Origin of the sequence: Sphingobacterium sp. InxBP1, assembly GCF_026191775.1 — a bacterium.
GTDB lineage: Bacteria > Bacteroidota > Bacteroidia > Sphingobacteriales > Sphingobacteriaceae > Sphingobacterium > Sphingobacterium thalpophilum.
Genome location: NZ_JAINDX010000038.1, coordinates 80142 through 91986, shown reverse-complemented (window position 1 = coordinate 91986; position 11845 = coordinate 80142). Strand labels below are relative to the sequence as shown.

11 protein-coding genes are annotated in these 11845 nt (G+C 40.4%); 8 read left to right on the top strand and 3 right to left on the bottom strand.

The genetic code is table 11. The features are described 5' to 3' along the window. From K7A41_RS02280 to K7A41_RS02250, 7 genes are all read left to right on the top strand, one after another. A complete protein-coding gene (locus K7A41_RS02280) occupies positions 1-699 on the top strand; it encodes a response regulator transcription factor (protein WP_028069820.1) in 699 nt (232 codons plus the stop codon). Between the two features lie 164 nt (positions 700-863). Further along, the gene (greA, locus tag K7A41_RS02275) at positions 864-1337 is read left to right on the top strand and encodes a transcription elongation factor GreA (RefSeq protein WP_028069821.1); all 474 of its coding nucleotides are present in this window, start codon (positions 864-866) and stop codon (positions 1335-1337) included. A gap of 217 nt (positions 1338-1554) precedes the next feature. Next, the gene (locus K7A41_RS02270) at positions 1555-1971 is read left to right on the top strand and encodes an HIT family protein (RefSeq protein ID WP_028069822.1); all 417 of its coding nucleotides are present in this window, start codon (positions 1555-1557) and stop codon (positions 1969-1971) included. A gap of 144 nt (positions 1972-2115) precedes the next feature. Continuing rightward, positions 2116-2766, top strand: coding sequence for a DedA family protein (locus K7A41_RS02265; RefSeq protein ID WP_028069823.1), 651 nt, complete (start codon positions 2116-2118; stop codon positions 2764-2766). Between the two features lie 7 nt (positions 2767-2773). After that, the gene (locus K7A41_RS02260) at positions 2774-3316 is read left to right on the top strand and encodes an inorganic diphosphatase (protein WP_265712425.1); all 543 of its coding nucleotides are present in this window, start codon (positions 2774-2776) and stop codon (positions 3314-3316) included. A gap of 8 nt (positions 3317-3324) precedes the next feature. Then, positions 3325-4638: a hemolysin family protein gene (locus K7A41_RS02255; RefSeq protein ID WP_037533168.1), complete on the top strand. Its 1314-nt coding sequence runs from the start codon at positions 3325-3327 to the stop codon at positions 4636-4638. Between the two features lie 18 nt (positions 4639-4656). Beyond that, positions 4657-5370, top strand: coding sequence for a 16S rRNA (uracil(1498)-N(3))-methyltransferase (locus K7A41_RS02250; protein ID WP_265712424.1), 714 nt, complete (start codon positions 4657-4659; stop codon positions 5368-5370). A 21-nt stretch (positions 5371-5391) separates the two neighbouring features. Here the strand turns inward: K7A41_RS02250 and K7A41_RS02245 are convergent, their stop codons facing one another. From K7A41_RS02245 to K7A41_RS02235, 3 genes are read right to left on the bottom strand one after another with little or no spacing between them, the layout of a single operon-like run. Next, the gene (locus K7A41_RS02245) at positions 5392-5868 is read right to left on the bottom strand and encodes a hypothetical protein (RefSeq protein WP_265712423.1); all 477 of its coding nucleotides are present in this window, start codon (positions 5866-5868) and stop codon (positions 5392-5394) included. A gap of 30 nt (positions 5869-5898) precedes the next feature. Further along, a complete protein-coding gene (locus K7A41_RS02240) occupies positions 5899-7305 on the bottom strand; it encodes an ABC transporter permease (RefSeq protein ID WP_265712422.1) in 1407 nt (468 codons plus the stop codon). A 48-nt stretch (positions 7306-7353) separates the two neighbouring features. Next, on the bottom strand, positions 7354-7995 hold the full coding sequence (locus K7A41_RS02235; RefSeq protein ID WP_265712421.1) for an ABC transporter ATP-binding protein: 642 nt from the start codon (positions 7993-7995) through the stop codon (positions 7354-7356). A gap of 991 nt (positions 7996-8986) precedes the next feature. On the opposite strand from K7A41_RS02235, the gene K7A41_RS02230 reads away from it, so the two are divergent. After that, positions 8987-11791 carry a TonB-dependent receptor gene (locus K7A41_RS02230; RefSeq protein ID WP_265712420.1) on the top strand — a complete coding sequence of 935 codons (2805 nt, stop codon included), beginning with the start codon at positions 8987-8989 and terminating at the stop codon, positions 11789-11791. The last annotated feature ends 54 nt before the right edge of the window (positions 11792-11845 follow it).

Below are 11845 nucleotides of genomic sequence, written 5' to 3'. Positions count from 1 at the left end.
ATGAACAAAGACATCACTGTTGCTGTTATTGAAGATGATGAGAACTTGCGTTTCTTGGTAAAACATCGATTGGAATCTGAGGGCTATCAAGTCATTCAAAGCGGAAATGGGAATGAAGCAGAAAGTTTGATTCTGGAAAAAAGACCCGACGTGGTTTTATTGGACTGGATGCTTCCGGGAAAAGAAGGTAACGAGATCTGTGAAGATGTACGCAAAGCAGGATTTGAGAACATCATTATTATGATGACGGCAAAATCCCAAGATGTGGACAAAATTGAAGCGTATAGTTTTGGCGTGACGGACTATATCAGCAAGCCATTCAATATGGATGTATTGATCGCTATGATAGATAACAAGGTGAAATTTTTCTTGCCTAAAAATAGTCCCGAGATCTATAAGTTTGGACAGACGGAGCATCATCCGAATATTCACTCTCTGATCCGTGATGGTAAGAAGGTGGAACTGACAATTTTGGAAAACAGGATTCTGTTACATTTTCTACAGAACCTTGGGCGGGAGATCACACGGGAGGAACTGATGGAAGTGGTGTGGGGCTACAGTTCAAATGTAAATACACGCACGCTTGACATGCACGTTGTGCGTCTGCGTAAAAAGATAGAAACCAATCCGGACAAACCGCATTATCTGCAGACAGTACGGGGCTTGGGTTACAAATTTGTCGATGATGAGGAGTCCTGATAGGACCGATTACTGTCAATAGACAAATTTTATACGGATGAATTTGTTTTGTTGAAAACAATTATTATCTTCGTATAGATTGAAAGCAAGACCATGTTACCCGACGAGGGTAATATGGTCTTGTTTCTTTTTTAAAATGTAGAAAATAAGAAAAAGATAAAATTATGGCAGAAGTAACTTATTTTACGGAAGAAGGATTGCGTAAGCTTAAAGAAGAATTAGCTTATCTGAAGACGGAAGGAAGAGCTAAAATTGCCAATGCGATTGCAGAGGCGAGGGACAAAGGCGATTTATCGGAGAATGCGGAGTATGATGCCGCGAAAGAGGCACAGGGACTACATGAGGCTAAAATAGCCAATTTGGAAAATACCTTGGCTACAGCGCGTTTGATTGACGAATCGAAGCTCGATACGTCCAAAGTCTTGGCGCTTTCTATTGTCAAGATCAAAAATAAAAAGAACGGTGCTGTGATGACCTATCAATTGGTAGCGGAGTCTGAGGCAGATCTTAAGTCTGGTAAGATTTCGGTTAAGTCTCCTATTGCACAGGGGTTGTTGGGTAAATCAAAAGGCGATACCGCCGTCATTGAGGTGCCTGCAGGTAAAATTGAATTTGAGATTGTAGAGATTTCAAGATAACATTTGTCGGTTATGTGCGGTATGCCATAACCGCACATCCACAAATTAACTTTATATTAAGAAGGTCGGATTCTAGCAATCGCGACCTTTTTTGTTTATATTTGTTAAAACAATGAACGCTGAAAGGGCTGATGATTTAGAAAAAGGCAATGTTCCTGTATCTTGTCAGCTTTAGTGGATCGTATATAAATTAAGATTTATTCCAATATTGAATAATATGTCGACAATTTTTTCAAAAATCGTTGCTGGAGAGATTCCAGCTTATAAAGTGGCAGAAAGTAATGATTTTCTGGCTTTTCTGGACATTAGTCCCGTGGCCAAAGGGCATGTACTGGTGATTCCAAAAAAGGAGACGGATTACATTTTTGATATCGATGATGATGAATACATGGCACTTTGGGTGTTTGCGAAAATTGTTGCACAAGGGATAAAAAAAGTAATTCCATGTGTTAAAGTTGGTGTTGCTGTCGTCGGATTGGAGGTTGCGCATGCGCATATCCATCTGGTTCCGATCAATAAGATCAGCGATCTAAATTTTGCAGGGCCAAAGCTAACGTTGAGCAATGAGGAACTCAGTCAGATCGCCGAGACGATTAGGGAGTCCATTATCAGCATAACTACTCAAAATCAATAAGGACGAAAGATTATATTACACTTGATTTACTTTCGTTGTTTAGAAGAATACTATATTTGTACTTTGTTGTTTTAAATTATACAGGCGAGAAAGTAGATTTTGATTCTAAAAAAAGAGAAACAACATTGATTTTTACTAAAAGTTATGCATGAACTTTTGTTGTCATTTCAACAATTAATGAATCCCGAAGAGCTATTGAGTTCGGGGGGATTTTATTTAGTTATCTTAATCGTATTTGCCGAAACGGGTCTGTTTTTTGGTTTTTTTCTCCCAGGTGACTACCTCTTATTCCTAGCCGGATTATTCTGTGCCCTTCACAAGATAGATGTTAGTATTTATACACTTTGTATCGGCCTATTGGGAGCGGGTATACTGGGTAATTTTACGGGGTACTGGTTTGGATACCGGGCCGGCCCCATGTTGTTTAAGCGTAAGGATAGTCTCATCTTCAAGCGCAAATATGTAGTGATGGCCGAGGAATTTTATCATAAATATGGCGGCACGGCATTAATTATAGGTAGATTTGTTCCAATAGTTCGTACTTTTGCACCTATCTTTGCAGGTGTTGTAAAATTAGATTTCAAGAAATTCGTTTTATATAACATCAGTGGAGCTTTGATCTGGGTCTTGGTATTGACCCTTTCAGGATATTTTTTAGGGATTGAATTCCCTTGGATTATTCATTATGTAGAGTATGTAATCGTGGGGATGATCGTCATTGCATTCATGCCTATTGCTATTACCCTGCTTAAAAAGCGGATAAAAGACAAAAAAAACAAACAAAATATACAGTAAATAAAAAATGAGTAAACAAAACCCTTGGCACATGGTTTCTCCAGGTGAGAATGTGCCAAATGCCGTAAATGCTATCATTGAGATTACAAACGGATCCAAAGGAAAGTACGAATTAGACAAAGAAACAGGTTTGTTGCTTCTGGACAGAGTGATGAGTTCATCTGTCGTATATCCAGCCAATTATGGTTTTATTCCACAGACATATTGCGATGACAAGGATCCTCTGGATATCTTGGTGATCTGTTCGGTAGATATTTTGCCGTTGACTTTAGTCGAAGCTCAGGTTATTGGCGTTATGAACATGGTTGACGGTGGTGAGCAAGATGACAAGATCATTGCGGTCGCTAAAAATGATCCTGTATTCAATTATATCAAAGACATCGATCAATTGCCGCCGCATACGATGAAAGAAATTGTACAATTCTTTGAAAGCTACAAGGCTTTAGAGAAAAAACATGTTGTGGTAGAAGGGGTGAAGGGAAGAGACGAAGCACAGAGAATCTTAGTTGAGGCTATCGAATTGTACAAAAAAGAATTTGTTAACAAATAACCCCAAGCATGGCGCTCGATATTTTTTGGACATTGTTTTTGGTATTGGCCAACGGTTTTTTTGTTGCTGCCGAATTTGCTATTGTCAAAGTCCGGGTCTCCCAAATTGAAGTTCAGGCAAAAACAGGTAGCAAAGTAGCTACAATAGCCAAAAGTATAACAGAGCATTTGGATGGTTATTTGGCCGCTACACAATTGGGTATTACACTTTCTTCACTTGCCTTGGGGTGGGTCGGAGAGGCTGTAATGACCCAAATTGTGCAAGGGGCATTAGGTTTTTTTGGGGTTGAGCTGACAGGAGCAATAGCAAAAAATGCAGGTCATATATTAGCCTTTACGATCATTACCGTGTTGCATATCGTATTTGGTGAATTGGCCCCTAAGTCGATTGCGATTCAGAAGCCAGTTGCAACCACAATGAAAATTGCAGTACCTTTGCAATTTTTCTATTTTATTTTTAGACCCTTCATCTGGATATTGAATGGCTTTGCTAATTTCTTGCTGAAAATCTTGGGTTTTGAAGTAACGAAAGGCGAATCAGCACACTCTTCCGAAGAGCTGCAATATCTGCTGGACAAGGGAAAAGAGTCTGGTGCGCTGGATATTTCTGAGCACGAACTGATCAAAAATGTGTTTGATTTTAATGAGCGTATCGTCAAGAATATCATGGTACCACGAACTAAAATTGTCGCTGTTGAAGTCACTGCAGATGCTTCGGAACTGATCGAAACGATGACAGAAGAGGGATATTCCCGTATTCCAATTTATGAAGATAACATCGACCAGATCGTCGGGATTGTCCATACCAAAGATATTTTGCCCTTGCTGGCCAAAGGTAAAGAGGTGGTTATGAAAAATATCATGCGTAAGCCATACTTTATTCCGGAAACCAAAAAGATCAATGATCTGATGGCAGAATTTCAGCAACGGCGTCTGCAGCTGGCGATTGTACTGGATGAATTTGGTGGTACAGCGGGGATGGCTACATTGGAAGATATAGTCGAAGAGTTGGTAGGCGAGATTCAGGACGAATACGATGAAGAAACACCGGTAGTAGAGCGTATATCCGAAACGGAATATATGGTAGATGCAGGAGCGAGCATTCACGACGTCAATGAGTTTTTACCGATTGAGTTGCCTGAAAGTCAGGATTATGACACCATGGCTGGACTGGTAAGTGAAATTTTTGATAAGATTCCCGAAGTCGGCGAGCGGAAGGAAGAATATGGTTATATCTTTACCATCATCCGTAAAGCCCAGCAAAATATCGAGTTTGTTAAATTAGAATTGGTCGAATCGGCTGATGAGGATTTGGAAGAATAAGAGCATAAGTATCAGGTCATGCAACTATTTTTTACTCCCGATATCGATCCCTCACTCAAAAACTTTGTCCTCAGTGAAGAGGAAAGTAAGCATGCCATTCGTGTCCTGCGCATGAATAGCGGTGACCGCCTGCATCTTATTGACGGCCGAGGTGGATTATATGAAGCGGAAGTCATAGATCCACATCCCAAACGTACTGTATTGTCCATCTTAAAAGTTGAGGAGGACTTTCAGCAGCCGAGGTATCATTTACATCTCGCGGTTGGTCCCACAAAGAATATAGACCGTATAGAGTGGTTTTTAGAGAAAGCTACAGAAGTGGGCATCCAGGAAATTACGCCTATCATCTGTGAACATTCGGAACGTAAAGAGGTTAAGCTGGATAGGCTGAACAAAGTGATTGTAGCTGCTATGAAGCAATCCTTAAAGGCCTATTTGCCTAAACTGAATCCTGCTATATCTTTTAGACAATTTTTGAGTAGACTTCCTGTAGAAGACGTACAGAAGGCCATCGCTCATTGTGTGGAATCCGATAAGAAGTATTTAGATCAGATTTTTCAACCTGGGCAGCATTATATTGTACTGATTGGCCCAGAAGGAGATTTCTCTGCTGAAGAAATTGAGCTTGCCCTACAAGCTGGGTTTCAACCCATTTCTCTCGGTGAAGCACGTCTGCGTACCGAAACAGCAGCATTAGCCGCTTGCCTGGAGATCTCGCTGCTGAATAGATAGGCTATTCATCCTGCCTTTTGCCTACTTAACGACCTCTGCGTCAATAATCTGTATTTCCGAATTTCCTTTTAATGGATCTTTTGTAAAGATCATTTTTCCCTTAAGCTTTATCGGGTCTTCCGAAAATTTAATTGCGCCGCCCTTTAGGGTGACCTCAACCATCGGGGGGATACCGTTGGACCCACAAAACTGACACTGCATGACAGGTAATACAGACATCATAAAGTTTTTGTGATTGCGCCCACTGTGCAGCGGTACCATATAACCCGGTAGCTCAACGACTTTATTTTCGAGTGCTTTGAGCTCTTTGGGATAATAGGGTGTATAAACTTTCTTTGCACCGTTATAGCTGACTTTATAAGCCATTTTATCGATGGCGTCCCATGTTTTGTTCATCATGGGCGTATGGTCCGGCACATCTGGATTGCTCCCGATCTGTGCATGAGTATTAACTATACAAAATACAATAAATGCGAATGTTGTAATCAATTTTTTCATTTTCTTTTTTCCTCTATCACCTTTTATACACTATTTATTTGACAATGTTCCGGATATACTTGTTCTGTACGCTTTGATCGCCGGAATCAACGCTGCCAGTATGCCAATGATGCACGCAACAAGCAAAAATACCAATTCTTTTGGATGAAGCCTAAAAGCTTCAATAAAGTCGGCACTCTGGCTTGTCTGGTTGCTGATGTAATACAGGGCAAGATGAGCGAGTATTAAGCCTACTAGTCCACCGACAATAGTGATTACGAGTCCTTCCAGCAATACGATGGTGAATAGTTTTGCTTTAGAAGCGCCAAGTGTGCGCATGATTGCCAGGTCATACTTGCGTTGTTTCAAAGCGTTGTAGAGATTGATAAATACGCTCAGCCCTGCGATCAGCATGATGACATAGGCGAGGATTGCCAAAGAATCTATGCCTACGCCTAGCAGCGAAAATAAGCGGGTGCTTTCCATGGCAGGAGAAGCAGCCTGCATGTCTGTTTGCTGATCGATCATTTTGGGCAATATACCTATTGCTGCAGGGGATTGATACTTGACCAATATGGCGGTAATTTCGAGACCATTTTGGGTAATCATATCCGCCCCGATCGATTTAACAAAGGTGCCTTCATCTTCATCTTCATGATCGTGATCATGGTCATGATGGGCATGGTTGTGATCGTCATGACCTTGGGTGGCAGGTGAAGTGGTCGTTTCCGGTAAGTCTTCGCCATGGTGATGCAGATGTGCTTTCACGGTCTCTTCCCGGTCCTCCTGACGTTCACGCTGTTCCCGTTCCGCAGCAGTTTCGTGTTCGGCGTGGTCGTGGCCGATGCCATGCACGTCCCAGACGCTTTCCAGATTGGTCAGTATCAGGTTGTCGGTGACATTGTTGTTTTGTTGGAGGATCCCGACAATTGTAAAAGGGTGCTCGTCATGGCTATGACCATCTTTGCTGAGCCCATGGGAGCTGTTGATTTTATCACCGATTTTGAGCTGTTGTTTTTTGGCGACCTGGGCGCCGATAACTACCTCAAAATTCTTTTGCCAGAGTCGTCCCTCCTTTACTTTAGTTTCATAGATCATCAGAAAGCTGGAGTCGGTTCCCACAATGCGGTGTCCCTTAAAGTTGTCTCCTAAAGACAAAGGGACAGCGTGGCGTACAAGAGGGTTATCACGTAGCGGCTCCAGCTGGTCCAAGGGAATATTTCCCGTAGGATTGTCGATGTGGTACACGCTGGACAAAATCAGCTGTAGCGGACTACCTTTGGCGCCTATCACTAAATCTATATTTTTACTGTTGTTGTCAAGCTGCTTTTCAAACGTGTCGCCGGTAATGGACAGGACCGCAAGGATGGAAATGCCAAACGCTGTGAGTAAGATACTCAGGAAGACAGATCCAAACTGTCTACTTAGATTTTTCCAGACCAGTTGTATTGTGTTCATAACGAATTCTAAAAACTAAGAGGATAATGAATAAATAAAGTAAACCGGTTATGCCAGAAGGTACATTTTAGAGAACCTTTCTTTGATCCGTTTATCGTGTGTTGTGATTAACAGGGTCGATCCAGCTGTATCGGCGATATGTAGAAGTAGTTCCAGTACCCGGTTGGTATTGTTGTCATCGAGGGCGGCCGTCGGTTCGTCGGCGATCAGCAATGCAGGCTTGTTAATAACGCTACGCGCGATCGCAGCCCGTTGCAGCTGTCCACGGCTTAGTTCATTGGGGTAGGCCTCGGTTTTGTGCTCCAGCTGTAGCTGCTGCAGTACCAGATGAATTTGTTGCACATCAACTTTCTCCCCCGCCAGAGATTGCGCCAGTTTGATGTTCTCCACTAAGGTTAAGTTTTTGAGCAGATGAGCTTCCTGAAATATAAATCCGATATACTGCGATCGGAAGTGATCCAATTTACTATTAGAGAGCTCGGCAAGGTTCTGACTATTTATCTTTACTGTGCCGGTTTCAGGCCGGGACAAGCCACCTAATATATTGAGCAAGGTGGTTTTACCAGTTCCTGAATCCCCCAGCAATAGCGTATGTTCGCCTTTTTCGATATGAATGTCAGGAAATACAATGCTTTTGGCTTTGTTATACCGGAATGATAGCTGTTTAGTAGATACGATTGGATTGCTCATACACCTCAGAATTGAAAATATATTCAAACTTAGAGAAATTGCTTTGCATATGCAATAATATTGCAACAATAGATCAATCTTGTTACAGCGGAGAAAGCCGCTAAGAGGTAATATTCCGCCAAAATACAAAAAACGGAAACCACTTTTTGGCGGGATTTTATCCCATCTTATTATTGAAATATAATAAGTATTCTTTCAAAAACGGCTTTTGGTGTTCATAGGGACATATTTAAGGCGATCCAGCTACCGTGGTTGACTTTAAGGAAAAAGTGCATCGCATTCGAGTAAAAGTAAATTACATCAGGAAGTTTTTGCGAAGCCTGAAGGGAAAAGTGCATCGCATTGGAGTAAAGGTAAATTACATCAGGAAGTTTTTGCCAAGCCTCGAAGGAAAAGTGCGTCGCATTGGAGTAAGGATAAACTACCTCGTGAAGTTTTTGTCAAGTCTGAAGGGAAAAGTGCGCTGCATTGGAGTAAGGATAAATTACGTCGTGAAGTTTTTGCCAAGCCTGAAGGGAAAAGTGCGCCGCATTGGAGTAAGGGTAAATTACGTCGTGAAGTTTTTGCAAAGCCTGAAGGGAAAAGTGCACTGCATTGGAGTAAAGATAAATTACATCGGGAAGTTTTGTGAAGCCTAAATGGAAAAGCGCGCCTCATTGGAGTAAGGGTAAATTACATCGGGAAGTTTTTGTGAAGCCTTAAAGAAAAAGCTACTTCAGTACAGATAGAAAGTCATCATCAGAACACAACATGAGCACAATGTTAATAACTTTTGAGCTTAATAATTTTATTACACTGCTTTAATATGATGGAGTTAATAAGGCTGAAATATCGGTCTAATAGTGTTTAAAGTACGTTTTTTATTTGAATTGTGGTACTGTGGGTTGATTCGTAACATTAAGTTAACAAGTGGTTTACGTAATGGTAATTCGTTGTTAATGTTAATATAATATTCTGAGGATAGCTTTGCAGAAACAAAAAGCAAAATAAATTGGAACCACAATTACAACTCAAAAGAATCGCTGCTGTCATTACTCTAGCGGTAGCTGCGTCAACAACTGTTTATGCACAGAGTAGCGGGAAGTTAATGGGGACTATCACAAATAGTAAAACTGGAGAAACTCTTACCGGTGTGACTATTCGTGTTTTAGGCACTTCAAGAGGAGGGAGCTCGGACGTGTCTGGCAAATACAGTATTCCGGCGTTGCCTGTTGGTAAATACACTGTGGAATATGCATACTTAGGATATGCCACGAAACAGATTACAGAAGTCGAAATCAAGGCAAATGACATGACCAACTTGGATATTGTACTTGATAATTCTGAAGGTAAGGTATTGGATCAGGTTGTGGTAACCGGTTCTTTTAAGAAAGAATCCATTGGAGCATTATATGCTCAGCAAAAAAATAGCGCGTTAATTTCTGATGGAATTTCAAGTGAACAAATTAGAAGGTCACCTGATAAAAATACATCGGAGGCCTTGCGTCGGGTCAGTGGAACGACTATACAAGATAATAAGTTTGTAATTGTCAGGGGATTGAGTGACCGTTATAATGTAGCAATGATGGACGGTTCCGTGTTACCGAGCACTGAAGCCAATCGTCGGGCATTTTCATTTGATATCGTTCCATCCGCATTGATTGATAAGATTACAATTTCAAAGACTGCAACGCCAGATCTTCCGGCGGATTTTGCAGGCGGCGCCGTCCAAATTACAACAAAAGATATACCTGATAAGAATTTCGTTTCCTTCGGTGTGGGCTACGGTTATAACTCGGCATCTACATTTAAAGATTTTTTACAAACAAAGAAGAATTTTAGTAACTACTTTGGTTTTGATGACGGTTCAAGCCAACTTGCAAAAAACTTTCCATCGCGTACCAATGTTGACGCCGGACTTTCTCAAAAGTGGCAACGTTTAGCCCTTAAATCGCTGCCGAACGATTATTCTGTTCAAAATAAAAGTGCGTTACCATCCCAAACTTATCAATTTTCTTTGGGAAAGGTAAAGCAATATAAAGACGATAGTCGTTTTGGAGCATTATTCTCTGTTAATTACCGGAACTCTCAGACTATCTTGCCGAATATCGAGCGAAATTGGTTCACATATGACTATCAAGATCAACAATATAAATTTTCTACTAACTTAGGTGCACTTGCAAATTTTGGGTATACGTTTGGTAAAAGTAAAATTACCTGGAAGAACTTATATAACCGAACTTACGACAATACGTATACTGAACGTTATGGTACAGATGCGAGCTCGTCATCTATCAATAAGTTCTATGCATTTGACATAATGCAGAAATCTTTGTTTAAGTCAACATTAGAAGGTGAGCATGTATTGAGCGAAAAAAATGATAAATTAAAATGGACGGCATCATGGAGTAACATTGGTAATAATCAGCCTAACCAAACAAAAATCAACTATCAGAAGCATGAAGACTATATAAATGATCCTTCAGTGCCTTACTTAGCGAATCTAACTACCGTAGGAAAGGCCAACTCAAGATTGTTTGCAGACTTAAAAGAAAATATATTTTCGGGTGAACTTAGCTATTCTACACCGCTGAATTTTCTAAGTGTACCGAGTACTTTAAAAGCTGGTGGGGGAGCACAATATCGAAAACGTAACTTTGACGCACGTTTTGTCGGTTTCGAATTCAATTCGCTAGCAGTAAGTCCCGAAGATCAGACCCGAATACTTCAATTGGCACCTGATCAAATTTTTTCTGCTGATCTAATAAATCAAAATGTCTATAAGTTTGGAGAAGTGAAGGGGGATGGTGATATATATGATGCAAAATCTCTATCCACATTTGGTTATGCAATGTTAGATCAGAAATTTGCAGACAAACTACGGATAGTATATGGTTTACGGGTTGAAAACTACAATGTTCAAATAGATGCTTATCGAATTTTATCTGGCAATATAGAGAAAAGTGTAGACGACACTAAATTGGATTTTCTTCCTTCGATCAATATGACGTATAGCTTGACGCCGAAGACCAATTTGAGAGCCTCTTATTACCGGACTCTCGCTCGTCCGGAATTTAGGGAATTAGCGCCTTTTTCATTCTATGATTTTGAAAATATGGCGATGATTAACGGTAATGAGCGACTTAAACGAAGCTCAATTAATAATGTTGATTTCCGATTTGAGTTTTATCCGAAGGCTGGAGAAATATTATCAATTTCAGCCTTTTATAAAGGTTTTACAGATGCGATCGAACCTTTCCGCTATGATGTGAACTCTACACCCGACATCAGCTATTTTAATGCTCCTAAAGCAGATTTATACGGAGTGGAATTGGAGGCACGAAAAAATCTTGGATTTATCGATGAGGAGGAAGAGACCTTAAAGAATACGATTGCGTATTTAAATGTTTCACTAGTGCACTCTAAAGTTAAAAATCCGACGGATTTAGATTATATAGACAAAACGAGACCTATGGTTGGACAGTCCCCTTACGTGATTAATGCAGGGTTGCAACATACGGCGCTCGAGAACCGTTTAAGTGTAAATCTCTTGTATAATAGAATTGGAAAACGTATTACTCAAGCGAGTGGAGTACGATTCGCAAGTACTTGGGAAGCACCACGTAATGTATTGGACTTCCAAGTAGGATATAAGGTTTTCAATGGTAAAGGGGAACTGAAACTTAATGCAAGCGATATCTTAAACAATGCGATAAACGTGTATTATGACAATAAAGAGCTAAATCTGCCTAATGAAACCAGCTTTAAGTATAAACCGGGTTCAAACTATTCATTATCATTTAATTATACATTTTAGATATAACATAAAATTAATAGTGATTTAATCACAAAGTTAAAACAGTTGAATTTA

Coding starts and splice junctions, on each gene's coding strand:
- K7A41_RS02280 (WP_028069820.1), top strand. CDS start 1: ATGAACAAAGACATCACTGTTGCTGTTATTGAAGATGATGAGAACTTG.
- greA (WP_028069821.1), top strand. CDS start 864: ATGGCAGAAGTAACTTATTTTACGGAAGAAGGATTGCGTAAGCTTAAA.
- K7A41_RS02270 (WP_028069822.1), top strand. CDS start 1,555: ATGTCGACAATTTTTTCAAAAATCGTTGCTGGAGAGATTCCAGCTTAT.
- K7A41_RS02265 (WP_028069823.1), top strand. CDS start 2,116: ATGCATGAACTTTTGTTGTCATTTCAACAATTAATGAATCCCGAAGAG.
- K7A41_RS02260 (WP_265712425.1), top strand. CDS start 2,774: ATGAGTAAACAAAACCCTTGGCACATGGTTTCTCCAGGTGAGAATGTG.
- K7A41_RS02255 (WP_037533168.1), top strand. CDS start 3,325: ATGGCGCTCGATATTTTTTGGACATTGTTTTTGGTATTGGCCAACGGT.
- K7A41_RS02250 (WP_265712424.1), top strand. CDS start 4,657: ATGCAACTATTTTTTACTCCCGATATCGATCCCTCACTCAAAAACTTT.
- K7A41_RS02245 (WP_265712423.1), bottom strand. CDS start 5,868: ATGAAAAAATTGATTACAACATTCGCATTTATTGTATTTTGTATAGTT.
- K7A41_RS02240 (WP_265712422.1), bottom strand. CDS start 7,305: ATGAACACAATACAACTGGTCTGGAAAAATCTAAGTAGACAGTTTGGA.
- K7A41_RS02235 (WP_265712421.1), bottom strand. CDS start 7,995: ATGAGCAATCCAATCGTATCTACTAAACAGCTATCATTCCGGTATAAC.